Here is a 16,763-nt window from a genome sequence, read left to right as displayed (position 1 = left end):
GACCAGACGCTCCGGAAGTATCCGTTGTCCGTCGCTTCCCCCTTCATGAGGGGGCTGGCGCCTTGGCACGCTGGTTTTTATTGGAAGTCAGTTCAGGTTCGGTACAGCGTTGTGCAGCAAATTCTGTTCTTTCAATACAGCGGCGGCCGCAGCGATGTCCGGTGCCAGCCAGCGATCCTGATCGTAGGCAGGAACGCGCTCACGCAGCAGACGCCACGCCGCATCGGTGCCAGCGCCGAAGCGCTGTTCTTTGAGGAACTCGAATGCCTGAGATGCCAGCAGGTACTCGATGGCGAGGATCTGCGTGCAGTTTTCCAAGGCACGATGCAGCTTCAGCGCGGCGTTGGTGCCCAGGCTCAGGTGGTCTTCCTGCAAGCCCGAAGTGACGTAGTTATCGAGCACCGCCGGTTGCGCCAATTGACGGTTTTCCGCGCACAGGGAAGCGGCGACGTACTGGACGATCATCATCCCGGAGTTCACCCCCGGATTGGCCACCAAAAACGCCGGCAGTCCGCTGACGTGCGGGTTGATCAGGCGATCGAGGCGACGCTCGGCGATGGAGCCGATTTCTGCCATGGCGATGGCCAGCAGGTCCGCCGCCAATGCCACGGATTGGCCGTGCGGGTTGGCCTGGGAAACGACGCGGTAGTTCTCCGGCGTGCCCAGCACCAATGGGTTGTCGGTGGCGCCGTTGAGTTCGTTTTCAATCTGTCTGGTCGCGTGAACCAGCTGGTCACGGGCAGCGCCGTGGACCTGCGGGATCGAGCGAATGCTCAAGGCGTCCTGGGTGCGAATGCCTTTGCTGCTGGCGATCACTTCACTGCCATCGAGCACGGCGCGCAGGTTGATGCCGACTTGCTGCATGCCCGGGTGCGGCTTGAGCGCGATGATCTCGGCGTCGAACGCATCGATCTGACCGCGCTGGGCTTCGAAACTCATGGCGCCTATCACGTCGGCCCACTGCAGCAAATGCGCGGCGTCGGCAATCGCCAGACAGCTGAGGCCGGTCATGCACGGCGTGCCGTTGACCAGGCACAAACCGTCCTTGGCGCCGAGCTTGACCGGTTGCAGGCCTTCTTCGGCCAGGGCTTGCTGAGCGGAAACGATTTGCCCGCGATAGCTGACATTGCCGACACCCAGCAGCGCAATGCCGATGTGCGCCATATGGGTCAGGTAGCCGACGGAACCCTGGGACGGCACTTGCGGGGTGATGCCACGGTTGAGCAGCGCCAGCAGGGCTTCGACCACCTGGCGGTGCAGGCCGGATTTGCCATGGCTGTAGTTGACGACGGCGGCGCACATGATCGCGCGAGTCTGTTCGTTGGTCAGCAGTGCACCCACGCCACAGGCGTGGCTGAGCAGCGTGTTGCGCGACAACTGGCTGAGTTGTTCATCTTGCAGGGAGACGTTGCACAACGCGCCCAGCCCGGTGTTGATGCCGTAGGCGCGCTCGCCGCTGGTGACGATGCGCTGGACGATGCCCTGGGCGTTTTCAATACGTGCCCAGACCGGCGCCGACAGCTCAAGCTGTGCGCCATGACGAGCGACGGCCACCACATCCTGCCAACGCACGAGTGCATCGGCGATAACGATTTTTTCAGCCTGGGACATCTTTGACCTCTGCGTACAAACCTGAATTTTGTTGCCGCTTCACCGACGCTATCGCGAGCAAGCTTTGCTCCTACAGATTACTTCCGAACCTGTAGGAGCATGGCTTGCCCGCGATGGGGCCGGCACAGCCGACACAAACCTGTTAAACCACCGCCGCCCGACGCTGCACAAACCGGTCGACATACTCATCCGCCGGCGAATGCAGGATCTCTCGCGGGGTGCCGACCTGAATCAGGCGGCCGTCCTTGAGAATCGCAATGCGATTGCCGATGCGCACGGCCTCGTCGAGGTCGTGGGTGATGAAGACGATGGTCTTGTGCAGGGTCTTTTGCAGCTCCAGCAACTGGTCCTGCATCTCGGCACGGATCAACGGGTCAAGGGCGCTGAACGCTTCGTCCATCAAGATGATGTCAGTGTCCGCCGCCAAGGCGCGGGCCAGGCCCACACGCTGACGCATGCCACCCGAGAGCTGATGCGGGTATTTGTTTTCGTAGCCCTTCAGGCCCACGGTGTTGATCCAGTGCAGTGCACGCTCGGAGCACATTTGCTTGCTCTCGCCGCGCACTTTCAGGCCGTAGGCAACGTTATCCACCACGGTCTTGTGCGGCAACAGGCCGAAGCTCTGGAACACCATGCTGATCCGGTGCCGGCGAAATTCGCGCAGGGCTTCCATGTCGTATTGCAGGATGTCCACGCCGTCCACCAGGATCGCGCCGCTGGTCGGGTCGATCAGGCGGTTGAAGTGGCGCACCAGGGTCGATTTACCCGAACCCGACAGGCCCATGATCACGAAGATCTCGCCAGTGCCGATGCTCAGGGACAAATCGTTCACGCCGACCACACAGCCGGTTTCGGCCAGCACCTGATCTTTGGTTTTGCCCTGGCCAATCATCGCCAGTGCGTCCTTGGAACGGTTACCGAAAATCTTGAAGACGTTTTTGACTTCGATCTTGCTCACGGTCGCGTTGTTCATTTGCTCACCTCATGCCGTGCCCGACCGTACGCCTGAGTAATGCGGTCGATCACCACGGCCAGAATCACGATCGCCAGACCGGCTTCCAGGCCACGTCCGACGTTGAGGGTCTGAATCCCCACCAGTACGTCTTCACCCAGGCCACGAGCACCGATCATCGAGGCAATCACTACCATTGACAGGGCCATCATGGTGGTCTGGTTGATCCCGGCCATGATGCTCGGCAGGGCCAGGGGCAGTTGCACGCCAAACAGTTGCTGCCAGCGGTTGGCACCGAAGGCGTTGATCGCTTCCATCACTTCACCGTCGACTTGGCGAATACCCAGATCGGTCAAGCGAATCAGCGGTGGCGCGGCATAAATCACAGTGGCGAAAATCGCCGGCACCTTGCCCAGACCGAACAGCATCAGCACCGGAATCAGGTACACGAAGCTCGGCATGGTCTGCATGATATCCAGCATCGGCATCAGCACCGAACGCAGGCGATTGCTGCGTGCCGAGAGAATGCCTAGCGGAATGCCGATCAGCACCGAAATGATCGTCGCGACCATCATCAGCGCCAGGGTTTGCATCAACTTGTCCCAGAGGCCGACCGCGCCCACCAGGAACAACAAGCCGACAATCACGCCCGTGGTCACGACTTTGCGGGTCGCGTGCCAGGCAACGCCCGCGACGATGGCCAGCATCAGCCACCAGGGCGCCGCGCGCAGCAGCCCTTCAAGATTGACGATGGCCCACAGCAGCGTGTCAGAGATCTGCCGGAACACGTCGCCGTAGTTGGTGACCAGCGTATCGACCCAACTGTTGACCCAGTCGGCGATGGAAAAGGTAAAGCTTTCGGGAAACATAAGAGACTCTCAATCAAGGGGTTGCGATCAAGCGTCCGACTGCCGTTGCCGACAGTCGGAGAGGCCCAACCTACAAGGCCGCGTCGATTTTCTTGGCTGCGTCTTCGCTCACCCACGCGTGCCAGACTTCAGGATGTTCCTTCAAGAAGATCTTGGCCAGTTTTGGCGACTCGATCCGCTCTTTGGTCATGCGCCCGAGGTTCTGGTTGAGGATGTCAATCGGCACGTTGACCTTTTCCAGCACGGCCACCAGTTCCGGGGCTTCGTCGTGGAACGTCTTGGACAGGCCGACCTTGATATCCACAGTCTTGTTCACGCCTGGTTTCTCTTCGAGCTTGACCAGGTCAACCTGGCCCATCAGCGGGGTTGGCGACCAGTAGTAGAACAGGATCGGCTCGCCACGCTTGTAGCTCGAGAGTACGGCGGCATCCAGCGCCGGGCCGGTGCCTGGGCGGAAGTTGGTGTAGGTGCTTTCCAGGCCGTAGCTCTTCAGCATTTCGCTGTTATCCAGCTCGCAAGTCCAGCCAGCCGGGCAGTTGTAGAAACGGCCCTTGGAAGGCTCTTCCTGGTCCTTGAACACGGAGGCGTATTTGCCCAGATCAGCAATGGCTTTCAGGTCCGGGGCTTTAGGCTCCAACTTGCGTTTGGCGTCGCCTTCGACCACATAACGTGGCACATACCAACCTTCTACCGCGCCCACGACAGGACCGCCGACACCAACCACTTTGCCGGCCTTCTCAGCCTTGTTCCAGACTTCACTGCGGCCGACCCACTCTTCGGCAAACACTTGAATATCGTTGCTGCTCAGGGCGTTTTCCATGGTGATGGAGTTGCCCGGCAGGCTGTCGGTCTTGCAGTCGTAGCCTTTCTCCAACACGACTTGCATCACGTCGGTCAGGAGCATGGCGCTTTCCCAGTTCAGGCCGGCAAATTTCACCGGTTTGCCCGACTCGCACCAACCGGCAGCCTGAGTGGCGCCGGCACTGGCGAGCAGGCCCATGGAAAGCAATGTGGTCAGCAGGGTCTTGTTCGATTTCATTGTTGTGACGCTCCTAATCATGAATTGGCTTACGGCAGTCAAGAGGCATCCAGCCCTGTCCACGTCCAATCAGGCCTGCGTCGCAACGCGACCGGTCCCGCTTGTTTTAGGTTGTACAACGCTGTCCTGCTCGACCGGCAGAATCAGTTGATCGGGCACTGTGCCGTGCCATTTTTTCGCACACACGTAATACAGGCCTGCTGGAAGCACCAGACCGATGATCCAGGAAATATCCACACCACCCAGGGCGTCCACCAGCGGACCGGTATAGAACTTGGTAGAGATGAATGGCAGTTGCACCAGCACACCAAAGACATAAACGCTGATACCGAGGGCGTTCCAACGGCCGTAGCGACCGTTCGGATCGGCCAGCGCCGGCACGTCATAGCGCTCGCGGGTGATGCAGTAGTAGTCCACCAGGTTGATCGCGCTCCATGGCGTAAAGAACGCCAGCAGGAACAGGATGAAGGACTTGAATGCACCAAGGAACGAGTGCTGACCGAGCAACGCCATCAGGGTCGCAGCACCGACGATGACCAGCACGAAGACCAGACGCTGCAAGCGCGTGACCTTCAGGTCACCACGGAAGCCGCTGATGATGGTCGCGATGCACATGAAGCTGCCGTACGAATTCAGCGTGGAAATGGTGACCTTGCCGAACGCGATGCTGAAGTACAGCAGCGCAGCGGTGGCACCGGTACCACCCAGACCAACGATGTAGGCCACTTCGTGGCCGGCGTATTGCCCGTTGGCCGAAGCGGCAGCGAACACGCCGAGGACCATCGCCACCTGTGCACCAATGACCGAACCTGCGCCTGCGGCAAAAAAAGTTTTCACCGAGGAAATCTTGCTCGGCAGGTAGCGAGAATAGTCAGCCACATAAGGGCCGAAGGCGATCTGCCAGGATGCCGCGAGCGACACCGCGAGCAGGAAACTGCTCCAGCTGAAGTGGCGGATTTGCAACAGTGCGCCAACGTCAACCTGGTTCATCAGACGGCTGAACAGATAAACAAAGGCAATCACGCCAATGACACTGGCAACACGGCCGATCCAATGGATCACCCGATAACCGAGCACCGTGACCAGCACGATGACACTGGCGAAAAGGAGGATACCGACGGTGTCGCTGACGCCAAACAACTGCCCCAGCGCCTGGCCGGAAAGTACGGTGCCCGTTGCGGTGAAACCGAGGTACATCAAGCAGACCAGCACGATCGGGATGGCCGCGCCATAAACGCCGAATTGCACACGACTGGAAATCATCTGTGGCAGGCCAAGCTTCGGCCCTTGCGCCGCGTGCAGCGCCATCACGCCACCGCCCAGCAATTGACCGATCAACAGACCGATCAACGACCAGAACACATCACCACCCAGCACCACGGCCAAGGCCCCGGTGACAATCGCGGTGATTTGCAGGTTGGCACCCATCCACAGGGTGAACTGGCTCAACAGACGACCGTGTCTCTCCGCTTCCGGGATGTAGTCGATCGAACGTTTCTCGATCAACGGTTTACTGCCTGCACGATCGCTGTTAACAGCCATGGTTCAACCTCTGTGGATTGTTATTTGGGTTCACTCAATCCCTGTAGGAGCCGAGCTTGCTCGCGATGGCGGCGTATCTGATACACCGCGTTATCGTTCATCGCGAGCAAGCTTTGCTCCTACAGGTTTTGCGTTATTTGCCGGTGATCATCGGCAGGTTCAGCCCTTGTTCCTTGGCGCAGTCGATGGCGATCTGGTAACCGGCATCGGCGTGACGCATTACGCCGGTCGCCGGGTCGTTGTGCAGGACGCGAGCAATTCGCTCGGCCGCTTCGTCCGTACCGTCGCAGACAATCACCATGCCCGAGTGCTGGGAGAAGCCCATGCCGACACCGCCGCCGTGGTGCAGGGAAACCCAGGTCGCGCCGCTCGCAGTGTTGAGCAGGGCGTTGAGCAGTGGCCAGTCGGACACAGCGTCGGAACCGTCCTGCATCGATTCGGTTTCGCGGTTCGGGCTGGCTACCGAACCGGAGTCCAGGTGGTCACGACCGATCACGATCGGTGCCGACAGTTCGCCGCTACGCACCATTTCGTTGAACGCCAGACCGAGCTTGGCACGCAGGCCCAGACCTACCCAGCAAATACGCGCCGGCAGACCCTGGAAGCTGATGCGCTCGCGGGCCATGTCCAGCCAGTTGTGCAGGTGGGCGTCGTCCGGGATCAGTTCTTTGACCTTGGCGTCGGTCTTGTAGATGTCTTCGGCGTTGCCCGACAGTGCAGCCCAACGGAATGGACCGATGCCACGGCAGAACAGAGGACGGATGTAAGCCGGTACGAAGCCTGGGAAGTCGAATGCGTTTTCCACGCCTTCTTCCTGGGCCATCTGACGGATGTTGTTGCCGTAGTCGAAGGTCGGGATGCCCATTTTCTGGAAATCCAGCATCGCTTTAACGTGTACGGCCATCGATTGCTTGGCGGCTTTGACCACGGCAGCCGGCTCGGTCTTGGCGCGAGCGCGGTACTCTTCCCAGGTCCAGCCGGCTGGCAGGTAACCGTTGAGCGGGTCGTGGGCGCTGGTCTGGTCGGTGACCATGTCCGGGCGCACGCCACGACGAACCAGTTCCGGCAGGATTTCTGCCGCGTTACCCAACAGAGCGATGGAAATCGCCTTGCCTTCTTTGGTGTATTTGGCGATGCGGGCCAAAGCGTCGTCGAGGTCAGTGGCTTGCTCGTCGACGTAGCGGCTGTTCAGGCGGAAATCGATGCTCACCTGTTGGCATTCAATGTTCAGCGAGCAGGCACCGGCCAGAGTTGCGGCCAGAGGCTGAGCGCCACCCATGCCGCCGAGGCCTGCGGTCAGGACCCAACGACCTTTCAGGTCATCGTTGTAGTGTTGGCGACCGGCTTCGACGAAGGTTTCGTAGGTGCCCTGGACGATGCCCTGGCTGCCGATGTAGATCCAGCTGCCGGCGGTCATCTGGCCGTACATGGCCAGGCCTTTGGCGTCGAGTTCGTTGAAGTGTTCCCAGCTCGCCCAGTGTGGAACCAGGTTGGAGTTGGCGATCAGCACGCGCGGTGCGTTGCTGTGGGTCTTGAACACGCCGACCGGCTTGCCGGATTGCACCAGCAGCGTCTCGTCGTCGTTCAGGTTGGTCAGGCTTTCGACGATCTTGTCGTAGCATTCCCAGTTACGTGCCGCACGACCAATGCCACCGTAAACCACCAGCTCTTTAGGGTTCTCGGCGACTTCCGGGTCGAGGTTGTTCATCAGCATGCGCAGTGGCGCTTCGGTCAGCCAGCTTTTGGCGGTCAGCTTGTTACCGCGAGCGGCACGAATTTCTACGTCACGAAACTTGGTAGGTTTCTGGGTATTGTCAGTCACGAAAAAGACTCCTCAGCGATCAATTCAAACCAACCCGGGCGGTGGGCAAGCCAGCCTGTGCGCATCGTCGCGCCACAAGCGAATCAGTGGACGCTGCGGAGAGTCTCGGTCGACTCATACGCATACGTCTTTACTTGTACATACAAGCATATGCAATCAAGCGGCCAACTTGTTGGATGAGTGTTCAAGAAAAGTTTTTTTGAGACGGGAAAGCCTGTAAATCAAGGGTTTTGAGGGGGATGAAATTTTTCTGGGGGATTTTGCGTAAGGGGGAACGACTGTTACCTGAGCGTGGTTTTGCGCCACGATGGGGCGTTCGGTAACAAATTGGTGCGCGAAGGGGAACAGTATGAGTAGCGGATTTGAGGCGGGGTGAATCGCTTTTGATAGGAGTCCGGCTTGCCGGCGATAGCGTCCATCGGATCGCCATCGCCGGCAAGCCGGGCTCCTACAGGGAAATCAGTTTGCAGTTAATTCGATGATGCAGCATGTGTTGTCAACGGCGACTTCCAGCAACCCGGCGTTTGCGTCGAGTTGCAGGCAATCATGGCGACCCAGTTGCTGGGTGCTGTTACCGACCTGCACTTTCAGCGTTTCACTCACGCTGAACACCAACACCGTGCCCGCTGAACTGAAAAACCGCTGCTCGCCTGTCAGCCACTGCAACCGCGCGCTATAACGCTGCGGCGCGTAAATCAGGTTGAAATCGCGGATCGGCCCGCCGAGCAGGGTGCACGACACCTCGCTCTCACCGCTGAAAGCAAACGGGGTCAGCGGTAACAGTGGATGCGTGTCCTGACCATCCACCCGCAGGGTCATGCCGTCACCTTGCAGCACGGTGATGACGCGCTCATAACCGGTGAACGTCGAAAAACCGCCCGACTCGCCGATGTCGGCAATCGATAGGCGCCAGCCGAAACCATCAAGGCCGACGCCTGCGTCGCGGGTAATTTCTTCAGTGCTGCCACCGCCGTTTTTCCACGGCATGCGCGGGTAATCGATAGCGCGTAAAACCTTCAAACCATTCATTTATGCTCTCTATTTATGGAACCGTCCTTCCAGACGATGACGGGAACCGGGGTGGATCAAACGGGCGGCGGTCACTGGCTGACGACCGGACCAGGTGCGGCGGCGAATCAGCAGGCACGGCTCGCCCTTTTCAATCTGCAACAGCTTGCACTCGGACGCCTCGGCCAGAATCGCCTCGACCACGTGCTCGCCTTCGGTCAGCGGCGCTACCTGGTTCAGGTAGGCGTAAGGCGTTTGCAGGGTGAAGTCTTGCTTGAGGTAGTCCGGGGCTACCAGCGCGTTGACGAAACGGTCTTCGATTTGCACCGGGATATCGTTTTCGAAGTGCACGATCAGCGAGTGGAAAACCCTCTGCCCTTCGCGCATATCCAATGCCAGGGCGCGCTCGGAACCGGCGGCCTCTTCTTCGAGGGTTATCACCTTGCAGGTGTGGCGATGACCACGAGAAGCAATCTCGTCGGCGATGTTGTGCACTTCAAACAGCGCAGACTGGCTTTTCGGCTCGGCAACGAACGTACCCACGCCCTGCATGCGCACCAACAGACCGTCGGCGGTCATTTCGCGCAGGGCGCGGTTGATGGTCATGCGGCTGAAACCGAGCTGGCTGACCAGTTCGCTTTCCGAAGGCACGCGGTAATGCGGCGGCCAGTTTCCACTGTCGATTTGCTGGGTGATCATCTGTTTGACACGGGCGTACAAGGGCGCCGGACTGTCGCCCATGTTCGCGGCCAACGGTGACACTTGGGGCGGAGTCGGCACGGTTAATCCTTGTTCATTAAGTAGAGGTTGCTAGCTTGCCGGAGTTTACCGAGCAGGCAAACGTCTGTATATGTATATACAAATAACACACGATGGGGTGCTGAACCATGTCCGCCTTCTTTGCCGAACGCGCGCTACTGCCTAGTGGATGGGCCAACAATGTACGTCTTGAGGTCAACGCCGAGGGCGTATTGACCCATATCCAGGCCGATTCCCACGCAGATGGCGCCGAAAGGCTAAGCGGTCCGCTGCTGCCGGGCATGCCGAATCTGCACTCCCATGCCTTCCAGCGAGCGATGGCCGGGCTCGCGGAAGTGGCGGGTAATCCGAATGACAGTTTCTGGACCTGGCGCGATTTGATGTATCGCCTCGTCGGAAAAATCAGCCCGGACCAACTCGGTGTCATCGCCCGCCAGCTATACATCGAAATGCTCAAGGCCGGTTATACCTCGGTCGCGGAATTTCACTACGTGCACCACGACACCAGCGGCCAGCCTTACGCAGACCCGGCCGAACTGGCGCTGCGCATCAGCCAGGCCGCCAGTTCCGCCGGTATCGGTCTGACCCTGTTACCGGTGCTCTACAGCCATTCCGGTTTCGGTGGCCAGACGCCGAACGACGGGCAGCGCCGCTTTATCAACAGCACCGAAAACTACCTGAAACTTCAGTCGCGTTTGCAGCCGATTCTGGCCCGGCAACCGGCGCAGTCGCTGGGTTTGTGCTTCCACTCGCTACGCGCGGTCACGCCACAGCAAATCAGCGAAGTGCTGGCCGCCAGCGACAAACAATGCCCAGTGCACATCCACATTGCCGAGCAGCAGAAAGAAGTCGATGACTGCCTGGCCTGGAGCGGTCGTCGCCCGCTGCAATGGCTGTACGAAAACACTGAGGTCGATCAGCGCTGGTGCCTGGTTCACGCCACTCACGCCAACGCGGAAGAAGTCACGCTGATGGCCAAGAGTCGAGCCATTGCCGGTCTGTGCCTGACCACCGAAGCCAACCTCGGCGACGGGATTTTCCCGGCGGTGGATTTCCTCGCTCAGGGTGGGCGCATGGGTATCGGTTCCGACAGCCATGTGTCCTTGAGCGTGGTGGAAGAATTGCGTTGGCTGGAATACGGCCAGCGTCTACGCGATCAGCGGCGTAATCGGTTGTATGGCGCGGATCAGCCGATGGTCGGCCGCACGCTGTACGACGCGGCGCTGGATGGCGGCGCTCAGGCCCTGGGTCAGCCGATTGGCGCGTTGGAAGTGGGCAAGCGTGCGGACTGGCTGGTGCTGGACGGCAACGACCCGTACCTGGCAACGGCCAGTGGCGACGGGATTCTGAATCGCTGGTTGTTTGCCGGCGGCGATCGCCAGGTTCGCGATGTGCTGGTCAATGGCCAGTGGGTTGTGCGCGACGGGCGTCATGCCGGGGAAGAAGAAAGCAACCGCGCGTTCACCCAAGTCCTGCGCGAACTTTTAGGCTGACACCGGAAACAATTGTGGGAGCGAGCCTGCTCGCGATGAGGCCATCAGATTCAACAATGATGTTGACTGACAGTCCGCTATCGCGAGCAGGCTCACTCCCACATTGGGTTTTCGGTGACCGTTAGTTTGAGGTCTTGGCCATCTGCGTCTCCGACGCACGCCAGATCAGCCGCGAGGTGTCGTAACCCTGCTGACGCGCCTTGCTCAGCAGTTCCTCTCGCACCACACCATTGACGGTCGGGGTCCGCGCCAGCAGCCACAGGTACTTGCGACTCGGGTCGCCAACAATGGCGGTCTTGTAGTCGTCGCTGACGTACAACACCCAGTACTCGCCCTTCGCCACACCCGGAATCAGACGAGAAAGCCAGGTATCGAACTTGACCCACAACTTGTCGGCTTTGCCTGGCACCTGTGGATAAGCCGTGCCCTTGACCTCTTCCCACTGCCATTGCGCCGTCAGGCAGCGGTTCAATATCGCCATGTTACCGTCAGGCTTGAGGGTGTAATGGGCTTCGGATTGGGCGCAGTCGCGCTGGAAATACATGGGCATGCGAGCCAACTCATACCAGGTCCCCTGGTAACGCTTGAGGTTGACGCTGTTGACGGTTTTCGGCGCCAACGGATCTGGGCCAGAAGTGGCACAACCAGCCAATACCAGGCCGGCAAAAAGTACGAGTAATAACCGCTTCATTATTTTTCTCCCGTGGGCGCATCGCCCCGGTTTACTTCAGGCCTTGGCCGGAAAACATCAATACTTTGTCACCGGCATACTGCACGCTGATAAAGCTGTTTTTGTCGCCCCAGGTGCAACTGGACATACCCAGTGCGCCCGAGCAATCAGCAGGCTTACCCAGCAACGTTTCAACCTCGGCCTTAGGCATGCCGGTCGATAGCTTCGAGTAGTTTTCCTGATTGACCTTGCTGCATGCGGCCAACAACACGCAAAACGACAGCAAGGCGATAGATCGCAGCGACATGGTGAAACTCCTGGGACGAAGGGGAATGGCATGGCTGCCAAGCAGAACCTTAGAAGAGAAAACCCCCATCTGGTTCCCCGACCTCCGTGCTATTTATAGGGCCGCTCGTCTGCCTTTTTTCGAAAATCAGCCACTTTCCTGAGCCAATGAGTATTTCGTCAGTTTTTGCAAAAAGACGCCTAATCTTTGGCGCTGGCCAGTCGACATAGAAGGAGCGTAAAGCCCTCGACTGTGGCAATTCACGCTCCCTCGCTGACAAGTCCCTCCGCGGTAGTGCACTTAATGACCAGAAACATGAAATTCAGCCACAAGATCCTGCTGGCAGCCGCCCTCGTGGTCGCCGTTGCGTTTGCCTGCTTTATCCTGTTCAACGACTACCGCCAGCGCCAGACCTTGCGCAGCAGTACCGAATCCTCGATGCAGGTACTCGGCAGCCTGACCACCAACAACATCCAGACCTGGCTGGAAAGCCGCATCCAGTTGCTGCAATCGTTGTCCCAGCAGATCACCGTCGACGGCAGCGCACAGGCCAGCCTGAAACGCGCCATCGACCTGCCGGCGTACACCAGCAACTTCCAGCTGAGCTATTTCGGCGGCACTGACGGTGTGATGTTTTCGGTCCCGGCGGGCAATCGTGCCGCCGACTACGACCCACGTGCCCGTGGCTGGTACAAGGCGGCCAACAGTGCGCAACAGACCATCGTCACCGAACCGTACATCGCCGCGTCTTCCGGCAAACCAGTAATTACTGTTGCCACACCCGTGAAGTATCAGGGCCAGATGATCGGCGTCGCCGGCGCGGACATCGACCTGTCCAGCGTCAGCGCGCTCATCAACTCGCTGAACTTCGGCGGCCACGGCCATGCGTTCATCGTCAGTGCCGACGGCAAGATCCTGATCCATCCGGACAGCAAACTGGTGCTCAAGGGCCTGGCAGACGCCTACCCGAACGGCGCACCGAAAGTCAGCCCGGGCATGAAAGAAGTCGAGCTCGACGGCAAAACCCAGTTCATCTCCTTCACCCACGTCAACGGCGTGCCGTCGGCGGACTGGTACGTGGCACTGGTGCTGGATCAGGACACCGCGTTCTCGATGCTCAGCGAATTCCGCACCTCGGCGATCATTGCCATGGTGATCGCAGTGGTGATCATCATCGCGTTACTGGGCATGTTGATCAGCGTCCTGATGCAGCCGCTGCTGATCATGGGCCGCGCGATGCATGACATCGCCGAAGGTGAGGGTGACCTGACCAAACGCCTGACCATCCACGGTCAAGACGAATTCGGCGCCCTGGGCACTTCGTTCAACCGCTTTGTGGAACGTATTCATACCTCGATTCGGGAAGTGGCCTCGGCCACCGGCCAGGTCAACGAAGTCGCGTTGCGCGTGGTTGCCGCATCGAACTCATCGATGTTCAACTCCGACCAGCAAGCTTCGCGCACCAGCAGCGTTGCCGCAGCGATCAACGAACTGGGCGCCGCCGCCCAGGAAATCGCCCAGAACGCCGCCCTCGCCTCGCAGCACTCCAGCGATGCCCGCTCCCTGGCCGAAGACGGCCAGCAAGTGGTGGATAAAACCATCGCCGCGATGCAGCAGCTGTCAGCGAAGATCAGCGATTCGTGCGGCAACATCGAAACGCTCAACAGCAACACCGTGAACATTGGGCAGATTCTGGAAGTGATCACCAGCATTTCCCAGCAAACCAACCTGCTGGCGCTCAACGCAGCCATCGAAGCGGCCCGTGCCGGTGAAGCCGGTCGCGGTTTTGCCGTGGTCGCGGATGAAGTGCGCAACCTCGCCCACCGCACTCAGGATTCGGCGCAGCAAGTGCAGAAGATGATCGAGGAACTGCAAGTCGGCGCCCGTGAAGCGGTGAGCATCATGACCGACAGCCAGCGCCAGAGCGAAAGCAGCGTCGGCATCGCCAACCAGGCCGGGGAACGCCTGGGTAGCGTGACGCAGCGTATTGGTGAAATCGACGGGATGAACCAGTCGGTGGCGACGGCGACGGAAGAGCAGACCGCTGTGGTGGAGTCGATCAACGTCGACATTACCGAGATCAACACCCTGAACCAGGAAGGCGTGGAGAACTTGCAGGCGACCTTGCGGGCCTGTGCTGACCTAGAACAGCAGGCGGCGCGGTTGAAGCAGTTGGTGGGTAGCTTCAGGATCTGAGGCGCTCTCGCGGGCCCCTTCGCTGGCAAGCCAGCTCCTACGGGGATCTTTGTCGCACTGGAGATCCGATGTAGGAGCTGGCTTGCCAGCGAAGGCGGCATCAGCTGCAATGAATCTCTAAAACCTGGATCAATGCCCGTTGAGAGAACGCCGGTCGACAACGTCTGACGCAGGACTGAATTAAGACTAAACTCGGTCCTACTCAACCTGGCGAGGCTCACCCCATGAAGCTTTCATCTCAAATCAAGCCAATCAGCTACCTGAAAAGCCATACAGCAGAAATCGTCAAAACAATTACAGAAAGCCGTGAGCCCTTGGTCATCACCCAAAATGGTGAAGCAAAGCTCGTGGTAATGGACGTGAAAAGCTTCGAAGAGCAAGAAGACACGATGGCCCTTTTAAAACTCTTGGCAATGGGTAATCGTGAGATTGAAGAAGGCAAATTTCGCGATGCCGAAGACGTCTTCGCGGAACTGGACGAGGCTGACCATCAATGAGTTTAAAGGTCGTCATTCTTCAGTCCGCCGAAACAGACTTAAAAGAACTTCGTACCTATCTCATCAAACAGTTTTCCATCCAAACCTGGCAAAGCACCTACACCTCTTTGAAATCAGCCATCCGCCACTTGGGAGCGCAACCCTATTCAGGATCAATCCCTGAAGAAATAGAGAAGCTCCACCTCAGTCAGTACCGACAAATACTTTCAGGAATGAACAGGATCATTTATGAAGTACGAGACCAAACGGTCTATGTCCACATCATTGCCGATACTCGGAAAAACCTGCCAACACTGCTGATGAAACGCCTGTTTCAAGGGAATCCGTAAGTTCGAGGCCCATCGCGTCTAAAAACGCGAGCCTGGCCTGCGGAGAAACTCCAACTCCTCAGCCGTAGACTCCCGCCCCAACACCGCATTGCGATGCGGAAACCGCCCAAACCGCGCAATCACGTCCCGATGCCGCTCGGCATAATCCAGATTATCGGCAAACACAGCCCGATCAGCCTCCGGCTGCTGCGCCATCAATTCGATGAACCGCGAAACGGCTTCGTTCTGTACTGCCAGATACTCGCAATGCTCCATCACCAGGTAGATAAACACCCGCTGAACAGGCCTCAACTGCCGATCAAAATCCGCAGCAATGCCTTGCGCCACCAGTGCCTGAGCCCTGAGATCGCCGGAAAAGGATTTGGGAGTGTCGCGATAGATCATTCGCGGGAGTTGATCGAGCAGCAGCACCAGAGCCAGCCAACCTTCGGGGCGTTGCGCCCAGTCAGTCAGTCCGCCGGCCAGTGCCTGCTCGACCCAGTCCCCGAAACGCGTCTGCGCTTCGAGGTCCTGGCTGTCGCGCTTGCCGAACCATAACTTGCCCTTGTCAGCCGCCACTTCATTAGGCGATTCGGCCTTACCGAACCACCAATCGAGCAACGGCTGCCAGGGCGCGGTCATGGTTTATTCCTTGTGGTAAGCCGTAACACGTTCGACTTCTTCTTTCGAACCGAGGAACACGGCGACACGCTGATGCAGGCCGTCAGGCTTGATGTCGAGGATGCGCTGATGGCCATCGGTGGAGGCGCCGCCAGCCTGTTCAACCAGGAACGACATCGGGTTGGCTTCGTACATCAGACGCAGTTTGCCCGGCTTGGACGGCTCGCGGCTGTCGCGTGGGTACATGAACAGACCGCCACGGGTCAGGATGCGGTGCACGTCTGCGACCATCGCGGCGACCCAGCGCATGTTGTAGTTCTTTTTCAGCGGGCCTTCTTCGCCAGCCAGCAATTCGCTGACGTAGCGTTGTACCGGCGCTTCCCAGTGGCGCTGATTGGAGGCGTTGATCGCGAATTCCTGAGTGGAAGTCGGGATCTTGATGTCTTCGTGGGTCAGCACGAAGCTGCCCATTTCACGGTCCAGGGTGAAGCCTTTCACGCCATCACCCAGGGTCAGGATCAACATGGTCTGTGGACCGTAGATCGCGTAACCGGCAGCCACTTGCTCGGTGCCTGGCTGCAGGAAAGCCTTTTCGTTCAAGGGCTCATTCTGGCTCAGGTATTCGTTCGGGCAACGCAGCACCGAGAAAATCGTACCGACCGGCGCGTTGATATCGATGTTCGACGAACCGTCCAACGGGTCGAATACCAGCAGGTAGGCGCCTTTCGGGTATTTGCCCGGGATCTGGTAGGCATTGTCCATTTCTTCGGACGCCATGCCGGCCAGGTGACCGCCCCATTCGTTGGCTTCGAGCAGGATCTCGTTGGAGATCACGTCGAGCTTCTTCTGCACTTCACCTTGGACGTTTTCAGTGCCCATGCTGCCCAGAACACCACCGAGGGCGCCTTTGGACACGGCGTGGTTGATCTCTTTGCAAGCACGCGCCACCACTTCGATCAGGAAACGCAGATCGGCAGGGGTGTTGTTGCTACGGGTCTGCTCAATCAAATAGCGACTCAGGGTAACGCGGGACATGGAAGGCTCCGGTGGAATGGGGGGGCTAAAAACCCGCGCAGTTTAACGCGAGTCG

Annotated in this window: 16 protein-coding genes and 1 pseudogene; 5 read left to right on the top strand and 12 right to left on the bottom strand. The window is 59.0% G+C overall.

The window, feature by feature from the left end; translation table 11 throughout:
- Positions 1 to 87: 87 nt before the first annotated feature.
- The 8 genes from hutH to hutC all read right to left on the bottom strand — a co-directional run bounded on the left by hutH (position 88) and on the right by hutC (position 9,584).
- Complete coding sequence (gene hutH / locus KGB06_RS23165; RefSeq protein ID WP_223519890.1) at positions 88 to 1,611, bottom strand: histidine ammonia-lyase; 1,524 nt, start codon at positions 1,609 to 1,611, stop codon at positions 88 to 90.
- 142 nt (positions 1,612 to 1,753) lie between these two features.
- Positions 1,754 to 2,584, bottom strand: a complete 831-nt coding sequence (locus tag KGB06_RS23160; protein ID WP_223519888.1) for a glycine betaine/L-proline ABC transporter ATP-binding protein — start codon at positions 2,582 to 2,584, stop codon at positions 1,754 to 1,756.
- Entirely contained in the window at positions 2,581 to 3,432 is an 852-nt protein-coding gene (locus tag KGB06_RS23155; protein WP_223519887.1) for an ABC transporter permease, read from the bottom strand. Before KGB06_RS23155 ends, KGB06_RS23160 begins: the two co-directional genes overlap by 4 nt.
- A gap of 70 nt (positions 3,433 to 3,502) precedes the next feature.
- Positions 3,503 to 4,471, bottom strand: coding sequence for an ABC transporter substrate-binding protein (locus KGB06_RS23150; RefSeq protein WP_223519885.1), 969 nt, complete (start codon positions 4,469 to 4,471; stop codon positions 3,503 to 3,505).
- A gap of 69 nt (positions 4,472 to 4,540) precedes the next feature.
- Positions 4,541 to 6,013, bottom strand: a complete 1,473-nt coding sequence (locus tag KGB06_RS23145; protein ID WP_223519883.1) for a purine-cytosine permease family protein — start codon at positions 6,011 to 6,013, stop codon at positions 4,541 to 4,543.
- Between the two features lie 133 nt (positions 6,014 to 6,146).
- On the bottom strand, positions 6,147 to 7,835 hold the full coding sequence (gene hutU, locus KGB06_RS23140; protein WP_223519881.1) for a urocanate hydratase: 1,689 nt from the start codon (positions 7,833 to 7,835) through the stop codon (positions 6,147 to 6,149).
- 459 nt (positions 7,836 to 8,294) lie between these two features.
- Positions 8,295 to 8,864 carry a HutD family protein gene (locus tag KGB06_RS23135; RefSeq protein ID WP_223519879.1) on the bottom strand — a complete coding sequence of 190 codons (570 nt, stop codon included), beginning with the start codon at positions 8,862 to 8,864 and terminating at the stop codon, positions 8,295 to 8,297.
- A 9-nt stretch (positions 8,865 to 8,873) separates the two neighbouring features.
- Entirely contained in the window at positions 8,874 to 9,584 is a 711-nt protein-coding gene (gene hutC, locus KGB06_RS23130) for a histidine utilization repressor (RefSeq protein WP_154505298.1), read from the bottom strand.
- 146 nt (positions 9,585 to 9,730) lie between these two features.
- Between hutC and KGB06_RS23125 the strand changes: the two genes are divergently transcribed.
- Positions 9,731 to 11,095 carry a formimidoylglutamate deiminase gene (locus KGB06_RS23125; RefSeq protein ID WP_223519877.1) on the top strand — a complete coding sequence of 455 codons (1,365 nt, stop codon included), beginning with the start codon at positions 9,731 to 9,733 and terminating at the stop codon, positions 11,093 to 11,095.
- 121 nt (positions 11,096 to 11,216) lie between these two features.
- Here KGB06_RS23125 and KGB06_RS23120 read toward each other — a convergent pair whose 3' ends face one another.
- A complete protein-coding gene (locus KGB06_RS23120; RefSeq protein ID WP_223519875.1) occupies positions 11,217 to 11,786 on the bottom strand; it encodes a lipocalin family protein in 570 nt (189 codons plus the stop codon).
- A gap of 31 nt (positions 11,787 to 11,817) precedes the next feature.
- Complete coding sequence (locus tag KGB06_RS23115) at positions 11,818 to 12,072, bottom strand: hypothetical protein (protein ID WP_059406430.1); 255 nt, start codon at positions 12,070 to 12,072, stop codon at positions 11,818 to 11,820.
- A gap of 282 nt (positions 12,073 to 12,354) precedes the next feature.
- Between KGB06_RS23115 and KGB06_RS30175 the strand changes: the two are divergent.
- The 4 genes and pseudogenes from KGB06_RS30175 to KGB06_RS23100 all read left to right on the top strand — a co-directional run.
- Positions 12,355 to 13,389, top strand: a pseudogene (locus tag KGB06_RS30175) (cache domain-containing protein); the annotation flags it as partial.
- Between the two features lie 93 nt (positions 13,390 to 13,482).
- Positions 13,483 to 14,247 (top strand): methyl-accepting chemotaxis protein, encoded by a 765-nt coding sequence (locus KGB06_RS30170; protein WP_411741868.1) that lies wholly within the window; start codon positions 13,483 to 13,485, stop codon positions 14,245 to 14,247.
- A 224-nt stretch (positions 14,248 to 14,471) separates the two neighbouring features.
- Positions 14,472 to 14,744: a type II toxin-antitoxin system Phd/YefM family antitoxin gene (locus KGB06_RS23105; RefSeq protein ID WP_223519872.1), complete on the top strand. Its 273-nt coding sequence runs from the start codon at positions 14,472 to 14,474 to the stop codon at positions 14,742 to 14,744.
- Positions 14,741 to 15,073 (top strand): type II toxin-antitoxin system RelE/ParE family toxin, encoded by a 333-nt coding sequence (locus KGB06_RS23100; RefSeq protein ID WP_223519870.1) that lies wholly within the window; start codon positions 14,741 to 14,743, stop codon positions 15,071 to 15,073. Before KGB06_RS23105 ends, KGB06_RS23100 begins: the two co-directional genes overlap by 4 nt.
- Positions 15,074 to 15,091: 18 nt before the next feature.
- On the opposite strand, the gene KGB06_RS23095 is transcribed toward KGB06_RS23100, so the two are convergent.
- Complete coding sequence (locus KGB06_RS23095; protein ID WP_223519868.1) at positions 15,092 to 15,694, bottom strand: DUF924 family protein; 603 nt, start codon at positions 15,692 to 15,694, stop codon at positions 15,092 to 15,094.
- A 3-nt stretch (positions 15,695 to 15,697) separates the two neighbouring features.
- Positions 15,698 to 16,708 carry a class 1 fructose-bisphosphatase gene (locus KGB06_RS23090; protein ID WP_223519866.1) on the bottom strand — a complete coding sequence of 337 codons (1,011 nt, stop codon included), beginning with the start codon at positions 16,706 to 16,708 and terminating at the stop codon, positions 15,698 to 15,700.
- Positions 16,709 to 16,763: the final 55 nt, after the last annotated feature.

The organism is Pseudomonas sp. GL-B-19 (assembly GCF_019956415.1).
Classification (GTDB): Bacteria; Pseudomonadota; Gammaproteobacteria; order Pseudomonadales; family Pseudomonadaceae; genus Aquipseudomonas.
This window is presented reverse-complemented; position numbering and strand designations above follow the sequence as displayed.

Bases quoted from the DNA above. Each gene is read 5' to 3' on its own strand.
- hutH (WP_223519890.1), bottom strand. From the start codon at position 1,611: ATGTCCCAGGCTGAAAAAATCGTTATCGCCGATGCACTCGTGCGTTGG.
- KGB06_RS23160 (WP_223519888.1), bottom strand. From the start codon at position 2,584: ATGAACAACGCGACCGTGAGCAAGATCGAAGTCAAAAACGTCTTCAAG.
- KGB06_RS23155 (WP_223519887.1), bottom strand. From the start codon at position 3,432: ATGTTTCCCGAAAGCTTTACCTTTTCCATCGCCGACTGGGTCAACAGT.
- KGB06_RS23150 (WP_223519885.1), bottom strand. From the start codon at position 4,471: ATGAAATCGAACAAGACCCTGCTGACCACATTGCTTTCCATGGGCCTG.
- KGB06_RS23145 (WP_223519883.1), bottom strand. From the start codon at position 6,013: ATGGCTGTTAACAGCGATCGTGCAGGCAGTAAACCGTTGATCGAGAAA.
- KGB06_RS23135 (WP_223519879.1), bottom strand. From the start codon at position 8,864: ATGAATGGTTTGAAGGTTTTACGCGCTATCGATTACCCGCGCATGCCG.
- hutC (WP_154505298.1), bottom strand. From the start codon at position 9,584: ATGGGCGACAGTCCGGCGCCCTTGTACGCCCGTGTCAAACAGATGATC.
- KGB06_RS23125 (WP_223519877.1), top strand. From the start codon at position 9,731: ATGTCCGCCTTCTTTGCCGAACGCGCGCTACTGCCTAGTGGATGGGCC.
- KGB06_RS23120 (WP_223519875.1), bottom strand. From the start codon at position 11,786: ATGAAGCGGTTATTACTCGTACTTTTTGCCGGCCTGGTATTGGCTGGT.
- KGB06_RS23115 (WP_059406430.1), bottom strand. From the start codon at position 12,072: ATGTCGCTGCGATCTATCGCCTTGCTGTCGTTTTGCGTGTTGTTGGCC.
- KGB06_RS30170 (WP_411741868.1), top strand. From the start codon at position 13,483: ATGTTCAACTCCGACCAGCAAGCTTCGCGCACCAGCAGCGTTGCCGCA.
- KGB06_RS23105 (WP_223519872.1), top strand. From the start codon at position 14,472: ATGAAGCTTTCATCTCAAATCAAGCCAATCAGCTACCTGAAAAGCCAT.
- KGB06_RS23100 (WP_223519870.1), top strand. From the start codon at position 14,741: ATGAGTTTAAAGGTCGTCATTCTTCAGTCCGCCGAAACAGACTTAAAA.
- KGB06_RS23095 (WP_223519868.1), bottom strand. From the start codon at position 15,694: ATGACCGCGCCCTGGCAGCCGTTGCTCGATTGGTGGTTCGGTAAGGCC.
- KGB06_RS23090 (WP_223519866.1), bottom strand. From the start codon at position 16,708: ATGTCCCGCGTTACCCTGAGTCGCTATTTGATTGAGCAGACCCGTAGC.